This is a genomic window from Cupriavidus sp. FW306-1B-F12B (genome assembly GCF_058781795.1).
This window is the reverse complement of sequence record NZ_JBYSXC010000002.1, coordinates 395,982-412,362: the sequence shown is the minus strand read 5'-3', so window position 1 is coordinate 412,362 and position 16,381 is coordinate 395,982. Positions and strand designations below refer to the sequence as shown.

Genomic DNA, 16,381 nt, shown 5'->3' with positions numbered 1-16,381 from the left:
CCAATTTCTCGCGCCCGCCGCCGTCCGCACGCCGGCGCCTGCCCGCGCGAGCCACTGCAGCCGACGTCCATGTCCACCTCCCAACTTGCCAAGAAAGGCGAAGCCTGGTCCGCCCGCTTCTCCGAACCGATGTCCGACCTGGTGAAGCGCTACACCGCCTCGGTGTTCTTCGACAAGCGCCTGGCCCTGTTCGACATCCAGGGCTCGCTGGCCCACGCGGCCATGCTGGCAAAGCAGGGCATCATCGCCGAGGCCGACCGCGCCGAGATCGAGCGCGGCATGGCGCAGATCAGCGCCGAGATCGAGGCCGGCGGCTTCGAGTGGAAGCTGGACCTGGAAGACGTCCACCTGAACATCGAGGCGCGCCTGACCGCGCTGGTGGGCGATGCCGGCAAGCGCCTGCACACCGGCCGCTCGCGCAATGACCAGGTCGCCACCGATATCCGCCTGTGGCTGCGCAGCGAGATCGACAACATCGTCGCCCTGCTCGGCGCGCTGCGCATTTCGCTGCTGGACCTGGCGGATAAGCATGCCGACACCATCCTGCCGGGCTTCACCCACCTGCAGGTGGCGCAGCCCGTCACCTTCGGCCATCACCTGCTGGCTTACAACGAGATGTTCACGCGCGATGCCGAGCGCATGGCCGACTGCCGCAAGCGCGTCAACCGCCTGCCGCTGGGCGCCGCCGCGCTGGCCGGCACCAGCTACCCGATCGACCGCGAGTTCGTGGCGCAGCAGCTTGGCTTCGACGGCGTGTGCCGCAACTCGCTGGACGCCGTGTCGGACCGCGACTTCGCCATCGAATTCTGCGCCGCCGCCGCGCTGGTGATGACGCACGTGTCGCGCTTCTCGGAAGAGCTGGTGCTGTGGATGAGCCCGCGTGTGGGCTTTATCGACATCGCCGACCGCTTCTGCACCGGCAGCTCGATCATGCCGCAGAAGAAGAACCCCGACGTGCCCGAACTGGCGCGCGGCAAGACCGGCCGCGTCAACGGCCACCTGATCGGCCTGCTGACGCTGATGAAGGGCCAGCCGCTGGCGTACAACAAGGACAACCAGGAAGACAAGGAGCCGCTGTTCGATACGGTCGATACCGTCGTGGACACATTGCGCATCTTTGCCGACATGGTGCCGGGCATCACCGTCAAGCCCGAAGCGATGCGCGCCGCCGCGCTGCAGGGTTATGCCACCGCCACCGACCTGGCCGACTACCTGGTCAAGAAGGGCCTGCCCTTCCGCGACGCCCACGAAGCCGTGGCCCACGCGGTGCGCGCCTGCGACAGCCGCCAGTGCGACCTGGCCGACCTGAGCGTGGCCGAGCTGCGCGAGGTCTCGGGCCTGGGCGACAAGGCCGCGCTGATCGGCGACGACGTGCACGCGGTGCTGACGCTGGAAGGCTCGGTCGCCGCGCGCGACCATATCGGCGGCACGGCGCCGGCGCAGGTGCGCGCCGCCATCGCGGCCGCGCGCGCGGCGCTGTAACAGCGGGACCCCCTGTAAGTTTCGCGTAAGTTTTGCGCAAGAAGAAGCCACCGCGGCGCGAGCCCGGTGGCTTTTTTTGTTGGCATTCCCCATTCTGGCGCAATCTCGTCGCCCCCGTAGGTAGTAGCCCCTAGCGCCTGCGAATTTTGTTACAGATAAACTAGGCGCCGCAAAAACCGGGGAGACAACCCATGTATTACTTGCTTGGTCTGTCACGACAGATCGACAGGTTGAATCAGCACACTGGCAGGCTTGCAAACATCATGATCCTGCTGTCGTGCCTGATCAGCGCAGGCAACGCCCTTCTGCGCTATGGCTTCAACTTGAGCGACAACTGGCCACTCGAACTGCAGTGGTACATGTTTGCCATTGCCGTGATGTTCGGCGCCTCCTACACCTTCCAGCGCAATGAGCACGTGCGCGTAGACCTGATCTACGGCAACGTGTCGGAACGCGCGCAGCACTGGATCGACATCTTCGGCATCGTCGTATTCCTGCTGCCCTCGTGCGTGCTGTTCACCTGGCTGTCGTGGGAATCGCTGTTTCTGCCCTCGTGGCGCATCCTCGAGCAATCGGGCAATTCCGGCGGCCTGCCGCGTTACCCGATCAAGCTGGTGGTGCCCATCGGCTTTGCCCTGCTGACGCTGCAGGGCGTGTCCGAACTGATCAAGCGCTTCGCCGCCCTCAAGGGCCTGGTGCGCATCGAATCCAAGTACGAGAGGCCGGTTCAATGATTCCGTTGGAATATATGCCGCCGATGATGTTCGGCGGCCTGGTGCTGTTCATGCTGATCGGCTTCCCGGTCGCGTTCTCGCTGTCGGCGGTGGGCCTGGCCTTCGGCTTCCTGGCAATCGAATGGGGTTACTTCCCGGCCAGCTTCCTGCAGGCCGTGCCGAGCCGCGTGTTCGGCAGCGTGCTGGCCAACGAGCTGCTGCTGGCGATCCCGTTCTTCACTTTCATGGGCGCCATCCTGGAGAAATGCGGGCTGGCCGAGGACATGCTGGACTCCATGGGCCAGCTGTTCGGCCCGGTGCGCGGCGGCCTGGGCTACTCGGTGATCCTGGTCGGCTTTATCCTGGGTGCGATCACCGGCACGGTGGCCGCACAGGTGATCGCCATGGCGATGATCTCGCTGCCGGTGATGATGCGCTACCGCTACAACATGAAGTACGCCACCGGCGTGCTGGCCGCATCGGGCACCATCACGCAGCTGGTGCCGCCGTCGCTGGTGCTGGTGGTGCTGGCAGACCAGCTCAAGACCCCGATGGGCAGCGCCGACGTGGGCAGCATGTACCTGGGCGCCTGGGGCCCGTCGGTGATCCAGATCGCGCTGTTTGCGCTCTACACCTTCTTCCTGACGCGCTTCAAGCCCGACTGGCTGCCGCCGGTTCCCGCCGAAGCGCGCACGCTGCGCGGCTGGCCGCTGTGGCGCAAATGCCTGCGCGGCATTATCCCCTGCGCAGTGCTGATCTTCCTGGTGCTGGGCACCATCATGCTGGGCATTGCCACGCCGACGGAATCCGGCGCCATGGGTGCGGTCGGCGCGCTGGTGCTGGCAGTGATCCGCGACAAGGCCTTTACCCGGATCGACCGCCAGATCTACCGCGTCGGCATCGCCGCCACGCTGGTGGCCGCGGCGGTGGGCTTCTTCGCCTTCGGCTCGCACGTGTTCCGCATCCCGCTGGCGGTGGTGTACCTGGTCATCCTCTGGCTGCTGCTGCGCGCCGGCCAGATGACCGAGCTGCGCCTGCTGATCGTCGATGCCTACCAGTCGACCGCGCGCATCACCGCGATGGTGGTGTTCATCCTGATCGGCTCCACCTGCTTCTCGGTGGTGTTCCAGGGTGTGGACGGCGGCGCCTGGGTGGAGCATCTGTTCACCTCGCTGCCAGGCGGCTGGATCGGCTTCCTGATCGTGGTGAACCTGTTTATCTTCTTCCTGGCCTTCTTCCTGGACTTCTTCGAAATCGCCTTCATCGTGGTGCCGATGCTGGCGCCGGTGGCGGTCAAGGTGTTGGCACCGGTGGTGGCCGACTCCATGGGCGGCAACCCGGAAGCCGCGGCGACGGCGGCACTGGTGTGGTTCGGCGTGATGCTGTGCGTGAACATGCAGACCTCGTTCATGCACCCGCCGTTCGGCTTCGCGCTGTTCTACCTGCGTGGCATCGCGCCGAAGGAAGTGAAGAGCTCCGACATCTACTGGGGTGCCCTGCCCTGGGTCGGGCTGCAGATGGCGATGGTGCTGCTGGTGATGTTCTGGCCGGGCATGGTGACAGGGCTGCTGGACAAGGGTTCGCTCAAGCACAGCAACGCGGCGGAGGTCAGTATCCCGCTTGGCGCAGAGCCGGAGAAACCGGCGTCGGCGCCAGGACCGGCCGCCCCGCCGGGTTCGCTGGAACTGCCAGGCGCGGCACCGGCGCCTGAGCCCGCGACACCGCAGTTCGAGTTCGAAAAGAAGAACTGACCCGGATGGCAGACCCAGGGCCCCGCAGCAATGCGGGGCTTTTTCATGGGCGCGCGTCCGCCCCGGCGCCGGCCGGCGCCAGGCATTGCACCAGGAAATCCACCGTCGCGCGCACGCCGGGCAACTGCCCGCGCCGCGCCGGCATCAGCAGCGTGGTGGTCACGCTGCCCGCGGTCCAGTCCGGCAGCACGCGCACCAGTTCGCCGGCCGCCAGCGCCGCGCGGCAAAGTTCCTGCGGCAGCGGCACGATACCCAGCCCCGCCACGGCGGCACCGAGCAGCACGGCGGATTCGTTCACGGTCATGCGGGGCACCGGCGTGACTTCCGCACCCGTGCCGGCCGGCCCGCGCAGGCGCCAGGTGCCGGCGGCGGCCCCGGTCAGCAGCCCATCATGGTCGGACAGCTGCGCGGGCGCTTGCGGCGTGCCGCGGCCCGACAGGTAGGTGGGCGACGCCACCAGCACGATCTCGTCCACTGCAAGCTGGCGCTGCACCAGGCCCGAGTCCGGCAGCGGCGCGAAATGGCTGCGTACGGCAATGTCGAAGCCCTCCTGCACCAGGTCGACCCTCCGGTCGGACACCTCCAGTTGCACGTGCAGGCGCGGATAGGCACGGGCCAGCGCGGGCAGGTGCATGGCCAGATACTGCTGCGCGGTAGGCACCGACGCCGTGATGCGCACCGTGCCGCTGGGTTCGGCCACGCGCCGCTGCACAGCCTCCTGCGCCGCCTCGGCCTCGATCAGTGCCGCGCGCGCATGCTCGTAGAAATCCCGGCCGGCATCGGTCAGCGTAAAGCTGCGTGAACTCCGGTAGAGCAGCCGCGCCTGCAGCGCCTGCTCCAGTTCGGCCACGCGCTTGCTGACGGTGGATTTGGGCACGCCCAGCGCGCGCCCGGCGGCGGCAAAGCCGCCATTGGCCACGGCCATGACAAAGAAGCGCAGGTCGTTCAGGTTCAGCATGACGGCGCAAAGTCTACACATGTAGACGATAGGTCGGATTTTTGCCCACTACTCGCGCAAAGTCCACACATCTACAGTTCCGCTATGCCCGATCGGCGGGCGCTACCCAAACCAGGAGCCCATGCCTACCACCACCCTCTTCTATGGCGTCCCCTCTGGCTGCTCGTTCGGTTCGATCGTCGCGCTTGAATGGCTGGGCGAACCGTATCGCCTGAGCCGCATCGAGATGCCGGAAATCGTGACCAGCGACGCCTACCGCCGCATCAACCCGATTGGTGAAACGCCCACGCTGATGGACGCGCAAGGCAACTTCCTCAGCGAAAGCCAGGCGATCATGAACCACATCGGCGCGCGCGGCATCGCCCGCAAGCTCGGCTTTGCGCAGGACACGCGGGATTTCGACCGGCTCAACCAGATGCTGGGCTACCTCAACACCAGCTTTTTCAGCGCCTTCGCGCCGCTCTGGTACGCGCTGGAGCATGGCGTGCAAGGGGCCGAACTCGAGGCCCTGACCCGCTATGGCGCGGCGGAAGTCCGCAACGTGCATGCCGAGCTTGAAGCCATGCTGGGCGACCGGCGGTGGCTGCTTGGCGAGCACCGCACGGTGGCCGACGCCTATTTCATCGGCATCGCCCGCTGGACCAAGTACCACGCGGTGCTGAACCGCGAGGACTATCCGAACCTGCAGCGCCTCTACAACCAGCTGGAAGCCGATCCGGCGGTACGCTTCGCCCACGCCGTCGAGCGGCAGGCGCCGGCGCAAAGCCAAGGCGGCTTCCAGGGCCATGTCACGCTGGAGGAAGTCCTGGCGCAGCGCTGATCCGCGGTGCGGCGGTATTGTGAAAGGGAGCGTTGCGGGAACGAGACGGGCGCGCGATTGCGAATCGGCTCATCGACCGGCGCCCCGGCGCGCCCAGACTGGCTCCTGCGTTCAGCGACTTGATCCAGGAGATCAACATGCAAATCACCAAAGCCTTGGACCGGCCCGGCACCGCCACAATGTATGGCCTGCCCTCGATACGTGACCGCCGCACTGATAACAATGCTATCATTCCCCCATCCGATGGTGAGGAGGTCAAGATGGCAACACTACTCGTTCGTGGCATCGATGAATCCCTGGTCCAGCGCCTGCGCGAGCGGGCCGTCGCCAACGGCCGCAGCGCCGAGGCCGAGCACCGCGCCATCCTGGCGCAGGCGCTGGGCGGCACGCGCCGGCGCAGCCTGGCCGAGGTGCTGGCCAGCATCCCGGACGTCGGGCAAGACGCCGACTTCGAGCGGATCCAGAATCCAGGCGAGGCGCCGCGTGTATTTGATTGATACCAACGTCATCAGCGAAACGCGCAAGCGCGAACGCGCCAACCCCGGCGTGCGCGCGTTCTTCCGGCAGGCGGCGCGGGAAGGTGCCGCGCTCTACCTGTCGGCGCTGACCGTGGGCGAACTCCAGCGTGGCGTAGCGCTGATCCGCCACCGCGGCGATACGGCGCAGGCCGAGGTGCTGGAGCAATGGCTGGCAACCGTGCTGGAGGATTTTGGCCGGCTGGTGTTGCCGGTCGATGCCGACGTCGCCCAGGTCTGGGGCCAGCTGCGCGCACCGCGGCCTGAGCACGCGCTGGACAAGTTCATTGCCGCCACCGCGCTGATCCACGACCTGACCATTGTCACGCGCAATGTTGAGGACTTCCGCGGCACGGGCGCGATGCTGCTGAATCCGTTCACCTAGCCTCACCCCAAAAGAAAGGGCCCCGCATAGCGGGGCCCTGCTCACGTCAGCGGGACGCGGACTGGCGTTCAGCCGCCCTGCTTCACGCAGTCGACAAAGTACGCCGTCTTGCCGTCGACCTCGTCCTCGACCAGGCCATGGATGTCGGTCTCGAAGCCAGGGAACAGCTTGTTGAACTCGCGCGCGAACTTCAGGTACTGCACGATGGTGCGGTTGAAACGCTCGCCCGGAATCAGCAGCGGAATGCCCGGCGGGTACGGCGTCAGCAGGATGGCGGTGACGCGGCCCTCCAGGTCGTCGACCGGCACGCGCTCGATCTCGCGGTGCGCCATCATGGCCCAGGCATCGGACGGCTTCATCGCCGGCTCCATGTCCGACAGGTACATCTCCGTCGTCACGCGGGCCACGTCGTTGGCCTTGTACACGCTGTGGATCGCATCGCACAGGTCACGCAGGCCCATGCGCTCGTATTGCGGATGCTTGGCGACGAATTCCGGCAGCACGCGCCACAGCGGCTGGTTCTGGTCGTAGTCGTCCTTGAACTGCTGCAGCTCGGTCACCAGCGAGTTCCAGCGGCCCTTGGTGATGCCGATGGTGAACATGATGAAGAACGAGTACAGCCCGGTCTTCTCGATGATGATGCCGTGCTCGGCCAGGTACTTGGTGACGATGGCCGCCGGGATGCCGCGTTCGCTGAACTCGCCGTCCACGTCCAGGCCCGGGGTGATGATGGTGGCCTTGATCGGGTCGAGCAGGTTGAAGCCGTCGGCGAGGTCGCCGAAGCCGTGCCAGCGCTCATTGGCCTTGAGCATCCATTCTTCGCGGTCGCCGATGCCGTCTTCGATCAGTGCGTCCGGGCCCCACACCTTGAACCACCAGTCGCCGTTGTTGCCGTCGTCGTAGTCGCCCTCGACCTTGCGCATGGCGCGGCGGAAATCCATCGCCTCCTGGATGCTCTCTTCCACCAGCGCGGTGCCGCCCGGCGCTTCCATCATCGCCGCGGCCACGTCGCACGAGGCGATGATCGAGTACTGCGGGCTGGTCGAGGTGTGCATCAGGTACGCCTCGTTGAAGCGGTAGCGGTCCAGCTTGCGCGTCTCGGAATCCTGCACCAGGATCTGCGAGGCCTGCGACAGGCCGGCCAGCAGCTTGTGCGTCGACTGCGTGGCGAACACCAGCGCGTCCTTGCTGCGCGGGCGGTCCTTGCCGATCGCGTGCATATTGCGATAGAAATCGTGGAAGGCCGCATGCGGCAGCCAGGCCTCATCGAAGTGCAGCGTATCGATCTCGGCGGCCAGCATTTCCTTGATCTGCTCGGCGTTGTACAGCACGCCGTCGTACGTACCCTGGGTGATGGTCAGGATGCGCGGCTTCTGGTTCTTGGCCTTGCTGGCGAACGGGTGGTTGGCGATCTTCTTCCTGATCGTCTCCGGATCGAACTCGCTCTTCGGGATCGGGCCGATGATGCCGTAGTGGTTGCGCGTGGGCATCAGGAAGACCGGGATCGCGCCCGTCATCATGATCGCGTGCAGGATCGACTTGTGGCAGTTGCGATCCACCACCACGATGTCGCCCGGCGCCACATTGGCATGCCACACCATCTTGTTCGAGGTGGAGGTGCCGTTGGTGACGAAGTACATGTGGTCGGAGTTGAAGATGCGCGCGGCATTGCGCTCCGACGCGGCCACCGGACCCGTGTGGTCCAGCAGCTGGCCCAGTTCGTCGACCGCGTTGCAGACGTCGGCGCGCAGCATGTTCTCGCCGAAGAACTGGTGGAACACCTGGCCCACCGGGCTCTTCAGGAACGCCACGCCGCCCGAGTGCCCCGGGCAGTGCCACGAGTACGAGCTGTCCTGCGCGTAGTCGATCAGCGCCTTGAAGAACGGCGGCGCCAGCGTGTCGAGGTAGACCTTGGCTTCGCGGATGATGTGGCGTGCCACGAATTCCGGCGTGTCCTCGAACATGTGGATGAAGCCGTGCAGCTCGCGCAGGATATCGTTGGGGATATGGCGCGAGGTGCGGGTCTCGCCGTACAGAAAGATCGGCAGGTCCGAGTTGCGGCGGCGCACTTCGGTAACGAAGGCGCGCAGCTTTTCGATCGCGGCGGCCTCGAGCTGGTCATCGCCGTCGCGCGTGAACTCGTCGTCGTCGATCGAGACAATAAAGGTCGATGCCCGGCTGGACTGCTGCGCAAACGACGTCAGGTCGCCGTAGCTGGTCAGGCCCATGACCTCCATGCCCTCTTTCTCGATCGCCTCGGCCAGCGCGCGGATGCCCGAGCCGGAGATGTTCTCGGAGCGAAAGTCTTCGTCAATGATGATGACGGGGAAACGGAATTTCATCGGGCATCCTTGATGGAAAGCAGGACATAAAGGACTTGAGCCACATGGCCGGCGGGAGGTTCCCCGCTGCGGCGACATGTGGCTCTGACGTCAGGTGTGGCGGCCATTCTCGGGGCCAGCCTTCCGGCAAACGCCGGCATTGTAATGCGCTCAGGTCTTCGGCAGTGTGACACCGTGCTGGCCCTGGTACTTGCCGCCGCGGTCGCGGTACGAGGTCTCGCAGACTTCGTCGCTTTCGAAGAACAGCACCTGGGCGCAACCCTCGCCGGCGTAGATCTTGGCGGGCAGTGGCGTGGTGTTGGAAAACTCCAGCGTCACATAGCCTTCCCACTCCGGCTCGAACGGCGTCACATTGACGATGATGCCGCAGCGGGCGTAGGTGCTCTTGCCCAGGCAGATGGTCAGCACGCTGCGCGGGATCCGGAAGTATTCCATCGTGCGCGCCAGCGCGAACGAATTGGGCGGGATGATACAGACATCGCCCTTGAAATCCACGAACGACTTCTCGTCGAAATTCTTCGGATCGACGATGGTGCTGTTGATATTGGTGAAGATCTTGAATTCGTCGGCGCAGCGGATGTCGTAGCCGTAGCTCGAGGTGCCGTACGAAACGATCTTGCGCCCGTCCTGCTCCCGGACCTGGCCTGGCGCGAACGGCTCGATCATGCCGTGCTGCTCCGCCATGCGGCGGATCCACTTGTCGGATTTGATGCTCATAAGGTTGGGAGGGTAAACACACTGGCTCGGAGTGCGCCGCATTGTACAACCAATCGCGCCCACCCCTTTAAGCAAACGCAAACAACCAAGTGCCGCTTACGCCACTGCGTCTTCAGGCAGCCGGTGGCGGAAGCGCTCGCGCCCGGTGTAGAGCAGGAAGTGCTTGCCGGTGCAGCGCGCAAATAGCGTCAGGTTGACGCGCCGGGCCATCTGGTAGCCCATCTGCGTCACGCCCGAGCGCGACAGCAGGAACGGGATGCCCATCTGCGCGCCCTTGATCACCATCTCGGAAGTCAGGCGCCCGGTGGTGTAGAAGATCTTGTCGCTGCCCGTCATGCCTTCCAGCCACATGCGCCCGGCGATGGCGTCCACGGCGTTGTGGCGGCCCACGTCCTCGATGAACATCAGCAGCTCGGTGCCCTGGAACAGCGCGCAGCCGTGCACCGAGCCAGCCTGCTTGTAGACCGACTGCTGCAGCCGGATGGTGTCGATGATGCCGTACAGGGTGTCCTGGTCCAGCGTGGCGCCAACCGGCAGGCGGATGTTGTCGACCTCATCGAGCAGCGAGCCGAACACGGTGCCTTGCCCGCAGCCGGTGGTCACCACGCGGCGCGCGGTGCGTTCCTCGATGCGGTCCACGCCATTGCGCGTGGTCACGGCGGCGGACTCGGTTTCCCAGTCGACCTGCACCGCGGCGATGTCTTCGATCGATTCCACCAGCCGCTGGTTGCGCAGGTAGCCCAGCACCAGGTGCTCGGGCGCGCCGCCCAGGGTCATCAGCGTGACCAGCTCGCGCTTGTCGAGGTAGACCGTCAGCGGACGCTCGCCCGGCAGGTAGGCCGCGCGCACGCGGCCCTGCTCGTCGACGACTTCAACCTCTTCGATCAGGGGAACGGCTGCCTGGGTAAGCTCGGGACGCAGGGTCATGACGAGGGGCTCGGGGCTGCTGGTGAGGGCCCCGCGCCGCGCGCGGCGTGCATGGGGCTGTGGTTACGGCGCCTTTGCAGGAGATTGTACCGCGCCGGCCGCGGCTGGTTTGGCATCGGCCGCGGTGCTGGCCACGGCTGGCGCCGGGGCGGCAGGCGCAGCGGCGGTCGGCGCCACAAACGGGCCCGGATCGGCACACGCGGCGGCTTGCGACGGCGCGCGGGCTTCCTGGCCGTGGGCCTTGCGCTCGGCGAAGTAACGCGCCGCGGTCTTGTCCTGCGCGCGGCACAACTGGTAGGCGGCGACCTTGTCGGCCCAAGCGGCGCGCGCCTTGGTCTCGGCGGCCTTGGCCTGCTGGGCCTCGGTCGGCGGCGGCAGCTTGGCCAGCGCGCCGGTGGCAAGGGTGGCGCCCGCGCACAGGGCAACCAGCGTCAGGGTGCGTGTCTTCGTCATCGTGGGTTCCGCATGGTCTGGTTGGCGCCGGCCTCAGGCTTCGCCAGGGGTATGCCGGGTGCTGCGCCCCGCGGCGGCTTCCGGGCTGGCCGATCGCTGGGCCGGGATCTTGCCGGACTTGATGTCGTCGTACCAGTGCTCGTGGTGCTCCCTGGCCCAGGCCTCGTCCACCCAGCCGTCGCGCATGGCGCGGTAGGCGCCTTCCATGCCGACCGTGCCCATGTAGATATGGCCGCACGCCATCGCGATCATCAGCACGGCCGAGATCCCATGGATCACGTTGGCGATCTGCATGGTCGCGCGGTAGTAGTCCATGCCCGGCACGATCATGTCCAGCACCCAGCCCGATGCCGACAGCACCAGCCCGAACACGAACACGCCGATCCAGAACCACATCTTCTCGCCGGCATTGAAGCGCCCGCTCGGCACATGCTTGCCGGATGCCAGGCCGCCAAGGCTGGTGACCCAGCGCATATCGTCGCGGTTGGGCAGGTTGTCGCGCACGAACACCACGAAGGCCACGATCACCGACAGCGTGAAGATCGGGCCGATCACGTTGTGCAGGTTCTTCAGCACGTAGGTCAGCCAGCCGAACAGCATGTGGCCCATCAGCGGCAGCAGGAAATGCTTGCCCAGCAGCAGCACGATGCCCGACACCGCCAGCACCACGAACGAGATCGCCATGGTCCAGTGGACGATGCGCTCAAGCGGCGTGAAGCGCTCGATCATGCGGCCGGTGCGCGGCGTGCGCAGCGGGATGGTGCCGCGCCAGAGGAAGAAGCCCAGGATGGCAAGCGGCACCACCAGCAGCAGCCAGCCGCCCCAGACGGTGATGACGCCGTTGCGGAACAGGCGCCATTGCTGCCCGGTGCGCTGGATCAGCACGCCCGCTTCCTTGTCGGGCAGGCTGCTGTAGTGGCGCTGGTCGGAATTGACCTCGCGCCAGACCGGCGCATTGTTGCCGGGCTGCGTGACGGTGCGCTGCTGCTGCGACTGGGCCTCGGCGGCGATATCGCGGCGCGGTATGTTGAAGATATTCTCGGATGCGATGCCGGCCAGCGGCTGGACCGGGTGCGTGGCCGGGTTGTTGGTGTCGGCATTGGCCTGCGCGGCGGCCGGTGCCGGCGGTGCCGAGGCCGGCGCCTGTGCGGCGGCGGTGCCGGCAAAGGCCGCCAGCGCCAGCGCGCCGGCGCTGAGCCAGCGCCGCCAGCCTGCGCGGCATGCATTCTGCGACGGCGTCATGTGCACTCCTTCGGATCGTCGAGGGCCGGCGCCCGGCTGCCGGGGCGGCCCAGCTGCAGCGCCTTCATTGCGTGCGGTTGTACTCGTTCTGCAACTGGTTGCGCTGCCGAATCTGGTTGTCCCAGCTGGTCTTGTCGCCCTGCTTCCAGCCCTTGGCCACGAACGGATCGTCCGGGGCGCCCTGGAAGGCCTGGGCGTCAGCCTTGCGGTGCGACGGGCCGATGGTCTGCGGCTTCTCGCCGCAAGCTGCCAGCAGCACGCCGCACAGCGACAGCAATGCAACAACGCGGACGCGGTTCATGACGCTTGCCCTCCCGGGGCCGCGGGTGCGGCCGGTGCGGCGGGCGCCGGCTGTGCCGGTTGGGCCGGCTGGGCCGCGCCGCCCTTGGCGGTGCCGTAGGCCGTGCCCCAGCCGAACACGTCGCCGCCGGTGCCGCGCTTGATCACGCGGTTGCGCAGGATGTCGGCAATCACATCGCCGTCGCCGCCCAGCAGCGCCTTGGTCGAGCACATCTCGGCGCACAGCGGCAGCTTGCCTTCGGCCAGGCGGTTGCGGCCGTATTTCTCGAACTCAGCTTCCGAGCCGTTCTTTTCCGGGCCGCCAGCGCAGAAGGTGCACTTGTCCATCTTGCCGCGCACGCCGAAGGTGCCGGTCGACGGGAACTGCGGCGCGCCGAACGGGCAGGCGTAGGAGCAGTAGCCGCAGCCGATGCAGACGTCCTTGTCGTGCAGCACCACGCCGTCCTCGGTGCGGTAGAAGCAGTCGACCGGGCAGACCGCCATGCAGGGCGCGTCCGAACAGTGCATGCAGGCCACCGAGATCGATTTCTCGGCGCCGACCATGCCGTCGTTGACGGTGACCACGCGGCGCCGGTTCACGCCCCAGGGCACCTCGTGCTCGTTCTTGCAGGCAGTGACGCAGCTGTTGCACTCGATGCAGCGCTCGGCGTCACAGATAAATTTCATGCGTGCCATGGTGTCCCTCTGCGCTTAGGCAAACCGCTCGATCTGGCAAACGGTGGTCTTGGTTTCCTGCATCATCGTCACCGAGTCATAGCCGTAGGTGGTGGCCGTGTTGACCGCCTCGCCCCGCACCACCGGCATCGCGCCCGCGGGGTAGTAGTCCTTCAGGTCCTTGCCCTGCCACCAGCCCGAGAAATGGAACGGGATGAACGCGGTATCGGGCCCAACCCGCTCGGTCACCAGCGCGCGCACCTTGATGCGGGCCCCGGTGGGCGTCTTCACCCAGCAGAAGTCACCATTGCGGATGCCGCGGTCGGACGCCGCGCGCGGGTTGATCTCGACGAAGTTCTCCTGCTGCAGTTCGGCCAGCCACGGGTTGGAGCGGGTTTCCTCGCCACCGCCCTCGTACTCGACCAGCCGCCCGGAGGTCAGGATGATCGGGAACTTCTCATAGACCTTGTTCTCGATATTGCGCTGCTGCACCGACTTGTACAGCGTCGGCAGCCGCCAGAACGCCATCTTGTCGTCGTGGGTCGGGTACTTGGCGACCATGTCCGGGCGCGTGGAGTACAGCGGCTCGCGATGCTGCGGGATCGCGTCGGGGAAGTTCCATACCACCGCGCGCGCCTTGGCGTTGCCGAACGGATGGCAGCCATGGTTCTTCATCACCACGCGCTGGATGCCGCCCGACAGGTCGGTCTTCCAGTTCTTGCCTTCGGCCTTGGCCTTCTCGGCATCGGTCAGGTCGTCCCACCAGCCCAGCTTCTTCAGCAGCACATGGTCGAACTCCGGATAGCCGGTGGTGATCTCCGCGCCCAGCGAGCAAGAGCCGTCCTCGGCCAGCAGGTTGACGCCGTCGCGCTCCACGCCGAAGTTGGCGCGGAAGTTGCCGCCGCCGTCCATCACGTGCTTGCTGGTGTCGTACAGGTTGGGCGAGCCCGGGTGCTTCAGTTCCGGCGTGCCGTAGCACGGCCACGGCAGGCCGAAGTAGTCGCCGCTCAGGTCGTAGCCGGTGACCGGGTCCTTGCCCGCCTTGCAGCGCAGCGTCTTGACGTCGAACATCTGCATATTGCGCATATGCGCCTTCAACCGCTCCGGCGACTGGCCGGTGTAGCCGATGGTCCAGTTGCTGGCGTTGATCTCGCGCAGGATCGATTCCGGCTCAGGCTCCATCCAGGTACGGCCGGCGCGCTTGACCTCGATCAGCTTCATGTTCTTCGACAGCTCCTTGCCGAAGCCGAGCCGGTCGGCAAACGCCTGCATCAGCGTATGGTCGGGCATCGACTCGAACAGCGGCTCGATGACCTTCTCGCGCCATTGCAGCGAGCGGTTCGACGCGGTGCACGTGCCCGAGGTCTCGAACTGCGTGCAGGCCGGCAGCAGGTAGACCGCGCGGTTCGGGTTGACCTTGTCGCCCTCGGCCGGCGGCATGTTGGCCATGGCCGCGGTCGCCGACGGATAGGGGTCGACCACCACCAGCAGGTCGAGCTTGTCCAGCGCCTTCTTCATCTCCAGGCCGCGCGTCTGCGAGTTCGGGGCATGGCCCCAGAAGAACACGCCGCGCACATTGTTGTCCTGGTCGATCAGCTCATTCTTCTCGGTGACGATATCGATCCAGCGCGACACCGTGGTGCCGGACTTCTCCATCATCGCCTGCGACACGAACTGCTTCTTGATCCATTCGTAGTCCACGCCCCACACCGCGGCGTAGTGCTTCCACGCGCCGGTGGCCAGGCCGTAGTAGCCCGGCAGCGAGTCCGGGTTGGGGCCCACGTCGGTGGCGCCCTGCACGTTGTCATGGCCGCGGAAGATGTTGGCGCCGCCGCCCGACACGCCGATATTGCCCAGCGCCAGCTGCACGATGCACGAGGCCCGCACGATCGCGTTGCCGATGGTGTGCTGGGTCTGGCCCATGCACCACACCAGCGTGCTGGGGCGGTTCTTGGCCATGATCTCGGCGACCATCTTCACCTGCGCCTCGGGCACGCCGCAGACTTCCTCGACCTTGTCGGGGGTCCACTTGGCCAGCACCTCTTCCTTGACCTTGTCCATGCCATAGACCCGGTCGTTCAGGTACTTCTGGTCTTCCCAGCCGTTCTGGAAGATGTGGTACAGCATGCCGAACAGGAACGCGATGTCGGTGCCCGAGCGGATGCGCACATAATGCTGGGCCTTGGCCGCGGTGCGCGTGTAGCGCGGGTCGACCACGATCACCTTGCAGCCGTTCTCCTTGGCGTGCAGCAGGTGCAGCATCGACACCGGGTGCGCCTCGGCCGCGTTGGAGCCGATATACAGAGCTGCCTTCGAGTTCTGCATATCGTTGTACGAGTTGGTCATCGCACCATAGCCCCACGTGTTGGCCACACCCGCCACGGTGGTGGAGTGGCAGATGCGCGCCTGGTGATCGGTGTTGTTGGTGCCGAAGAACGACACCCACTTGCGCAGCAGGTAGGACTGCTCGTTGCTGTGCTTGGACGAGCCGACGAAGAACATCGAGTCCGGGCCGGTCTGCTGGCGGATCTCCTTCATCTTGGCGGTGATCTCGTCCAGCGCCTGGTCCCAGCTGATGCGCTGGTACTTGCCGTTGACCAGCTTCATCGGGTACTTGAGGCGGTATTCGCCATGGCCGTGCTCGCGCAGCGCCGCACCCTTGGCGCAGTGCGCGCCCAGGTTGATGGGCGAATCGAACACGGGCTCCTGGCGGATCCACACGCCGTTCTGCACCACCGCGTCGACCGCGCAGCCGACCGAGCAGTGGCCGCACACGGTGCGCCTGACCACGATGCCGGTCTTGCCGTCGGCGGCCGCCTTCTTGTCGTCGGCAGCGTCCGCCTTGCGGATCAGCGTCAGCTGCGAGGCCGCCAGCCCGGCACCGACGCCGATGCCAGAGCGCTTGAGGAAGCTGCGGCGGTCCATGGTCGGCATTGCGCCGGCCAGGCTGGCCGCGAGCCGTTGCGAGAGTCGGCCGGAGGCTGCGCCGGCAGGTTCAGGCCGGTTGGCCAGGCCGTCAGCGAGGCGGGCGGATGCGCCCTGCGCCGCGCGTTTGCGGGTCAAGATCATGTCTCACCTCAGATGCGGACGCCGGTTGCGTCCGGTTGCAGGCGGCGCGGCAG

At 66.3% G+C, this 16,381-nt stretch carries 15 protein-coding genes; 6 read left to right on the top strand and 9 right to left on the bottom strand.

Going from position 1 to position 16,381, the window contains the following annotated elements:
• Positions 1-69 precede the first annotated feature (69 nt).
• From argH to AC3WLE_RS05175, 3 genes are all read left to right on the top strand, one after another.
• Complete coding sequence (argH, locus tag AC3WLE_RS05185; RefSeq protein ID WP_492318875.1) at positions 70-1,482, top strand: argininosuccinate lyase; 1,413 nt, start codon at positions 70-72, stop codon at positions 1,480-1,482.
• Positions 1,483-1,673: 191 nt separating this feature from the next.
• On the top strand, positions 1,674-2,216 hold the full coding sequence (locus AC3WLE_RS05180) for a TRAP transporter small permease subunit (RefSeq protein ID WP_454751231.1): 543 nt from the start codon (positions 1,674-1,676) through the stop codon (positions 2,214-2,216).
• Positions 2,213-3,946, top strand: coding sequence for a TRAP transporter large permease (locus tag AC3WLE_RS05175; protein ID WP_492318876.1), 1,734 nt, complete (start codon positions 2,213-2,215; stop codon positions 3,944-3,946). Before AC3WLE_RS05180 ends, AC3WLE_RS05175 begins: the two co-directional genes overlap by 4 nt.
• Positions 3,947-3,989: 43 nt before the next feature.
• Here the strand turns inward: AC3WLE_RS05175 and AC3WLE_RS05170 are convergent, their stop codons facing one another.
• Positions 3,990-4,904, bottom strand: coding sequence for a LysR substrate-binding domain-containing protein (locus AC3WLE_RS05170; RefSeq protein ID WP_492318877.1), 915 nt, complete (start codon positions 4,902-4,904; stop codon positions 3,990-3,992).
• A 121-nt stretch (positions 4,905-5,025) separates the two neighbouring features.
• On the opposite strand from AC3WLE_RS05170, the gene AC3WLE_RS05165 reads away from it, so the two are divergent.
• From AC3WLE_RS05165 to AC3WLE_RS05155, 3 genes are all read left to right on the top strand, one after another.
• Positions 5,026-5,724, top strand: a complete 699-nt coding sequence (locus AC3WLE_RS05165) for a glutathione S-transferase family protein (protein WP_492318878.1) — start codon at positions 5,026-5,028, stop codon at positions 5,722-5,724.
• 260 nt (positions 5,725-5,984) lie between these two features.
• Positions 5,985-6,221: a FitA-like ribbon-helix-helix domain-containing protein gene (locus tag AC3WLE_RS05160; protein ID WP_010813840.1), complete on the top strand. Its 237-nt coding sequence runs from the start codon at positions 5,985-5,987 to the stop codon at positions 6,219-6,221.
• Positions 6,208-6,624, top strand: a complete 417-nt coding sequence (locus AC3WLE_RS05155; RefSeq protein ID WP_037023550.1) for a type II toxin-antitoxin system VapC family toxin — start codon at positions 6,208-6,210, stop codon at positions 6,622-6,624. Before AC3WLE_RS05160 ends, AC3WLE_RS05155 begins: the two co-directional genes overlap by 14 nt.
• 68 nt (positions 6,625-6,692) lie before the next feature.
• Here AC3WLE_RS05155 and AC3WLE_RS05150 read toward each other — a convergent pair whose 3' ends face one another.
• The 8 genes from AC3WLE_RS05150 to AC3WLE_RS05115 all read right to left on the bottom strand — a co-directional run bounded on the left by AC3WLE_RS05150 (position 6,693) and on the right by AC3WLE_RS05115 (position 16,328).
• Positions 6,693-8,966, bottom strand: coding sequence for an arginine/lysine/ornithine decarboxylase (locus AC3WLE_RS05150; protein ID WP_010813842.1), 2,274 nt, complete (start codon positions 8,964-8,966; stop codon positions 6,693-6,695).
• Positions 8,967-9,116: 150 nt separating this feature from the next.
• Positions 9,117-9,683 (bottom strand): dCTP deaminase, encoded by a 567-nt coding sequence (dcd, locus tag AC3WLE_RS05145; protein ID WP_010813843.1) that lies wholly within the window; start codon positions 9,681-9,683, stop codon positions 9,117-9,119.
• Between the two features lie 96 nt (positions 9,684-9,779).
• On the bottom strand, positions 9,780-10,610 hold the full coding sequence (locus AC3WLE_RS05140) for a formate dehydrogenase accessory sulfurtransferase FdhD (RefSeq protein WP_010813844.1): 831 nt from the start codon (positions 10,608-10,610) through the stop codon (positions 9,780-9,782).
• Between the two features lie 63 nt (positions 10,611-10,673).
• Entirely contained in the window at positions 10,674-11,063 is a 390-nt protein-coding gene (locus tag AC3WLE_RS05135) for a hypothetical protein (protein WP_492351461.1), read from the bottom strand.
• Between the two features lie 33 nt (positions 11,064-11,096).
• Positions 11,097-12,305: a formate dehydrogenase subunit gamma gene (locus AC3WLE_RS05130; RefSeq protein ID WP_492318880.1), complete on the bottom strand. Its 1,209-nt coding sequence runs from the start codon at positions 12,303-12,305 to the stop codon at positions 11,097-11,099.
• Positions 12,306-12,369: 64 nt separating this feature from the next.
• Positions 12,370-12,606 (bottom strand): hypothetical protein, encoded by a 237-nt coding sequence (locus AC3WLE_RS05125; protein ID WP_035816587.1) that lies wholly within the window; start codon positions 12,604-12,606, stop codon positions 12,370-12,372.
• The gene (gene fdh3B / locus AC3WLE_RS05120) at positions 12,603-13,280 is read right to left on the bottom strand and encodes a formate dehydrogenase FDH3 subunit beta (protein ID WP_010813848.1); all 678 of its coding nucleotides are present in this window, start codon (positions 13,278-13,280) and stop codon (positions 12,603-12,605) included. Before fdh3B ends, AC3WLE_RS05125 begins: the two co-directional genes overlap by 4 nt.
• Positions 13,281-13,295: 15 nt before the next feature.
• Positions 13,296-16,328, bottom strand: coding sequence for a molybdopterin-dependent oxidoreductase (locus AC3WLE_RS05115; RefSeq protein ID WP_492351463.1), 3,033 nt, complete (start codon positions 16,326-16,328; stop codon positions 13,296-13,298).
• Positions 16,329-16,381: the final 53 nt, after the last annotated feature.

What these genes read in the sequence shown, in the direction of transcription:
- AC3WLE_RS05160 (WP_010813840.1), top strand. Translation starts at nt 5,985, where the DNA reads ATGGCAACACTACTCGTTCGTGGCATCGATGAATCCCTGGTCCAGCGC.
- AC3WLE_RS05165 (WP_492318878.1), top strand. Translation starts at nt 5,026, where the DNA reads ATGCCTACCACCACCCTCTTCTATGGCGTCCCCTCTGGCTGCTCGTTC.
- AC3WLE_RS05130 (WP_492318880.1), bottom strand. Translation starts at nt 12,305, where the DNA reads ATGACGCCGTCGCAGAATGCATGCCGCGCAGGCTGGCGGCGCTGGCTC.
- AC3WLE_RS05140 (WP_010813844.1), bottom strand. Translation starts at nt 10,610, where the DNA reads ATGACCCTGCGTCCCGAGCTTACCCAGGCAGCCGTTCCCCTGATCGAA.
- AC3WLE_RS05170 (WP_492318877.1), bottom strand. Translation starts at nt 4,904, where the DNA reads ATGCTGAACCTGAACGACCTGCGCTTCTTTGTCATGGCCGTGGCCAAT.
- AC3WLE_RS05175 (WP_492318876.1), top strand. Translation starts at nt 2,213, where the DNA reads ATGATTCCGTTGGAATATATGCCGCCGATGATGTTCGGCGGCCTGGTG.
- fdh3B (WP_010813848.1), bottom strand. Translation starts at nt 13,280, where the DNA reads ATGGCACGCATGAAATTTATCTGTGACGCCGAGCGCTGCATCGAGTGC.
- AC3WLE_RS05125 (WP_035816587.1), bottom strand. Translation starts at nt 12,606, where the DNA reads ATGAACCGCGTCCGCGTTGTTGCATTGCTGTCGCTGTGCGGCGTGCTG.
- AC3WLE_RS05135 (WP_492351461.1), bottom strand. Translation starts at nt 11,063, where the DNA reads ATGACGAAGACACGCACCCTGACGCTGGTTGCCCTGTGCGCGGGCGCC.
- AC3WLE_RS05150 (WP_010813842.1), bottom strand. Translation starts at nt 8,966, where the DNA reads ATGAAATTCCGTTTCCCCGTCATCATCATTGACGAAGACTTTCGCTCC.
- dcd (WP_010813843.1), bottom strand. Translation starts at nt 9,683, where the DNA reads ATGAGCATCAAATCCGACAAGTGGATCCGCCGCATGGCGGAGCAGCAC.
- argH (WP_492318875.1), top strand. Translation starts at nt 70, where the DNA reads ATGTCCACCTCCCAACTTGCCAAGAAAGGCGAAGCCTGGTCCGCCCGC.
- AC3WLE_RS05180 (WP_454751231.1), top strand. Translation starts at nt 1,674, where the DNA reads ATGTATTACTTGCTTGGTCTGTCACGACAGATCGACAGGTTGAATCAG.
- AC3WLE_RS05115 (WP_492351463.1), bottom strand. Translation starts at nt 16,328, where the DNA reads ATGATCTTGACCCGCAAACGCGCGGCGCAGGGCGCATCCGCCCGCCTC.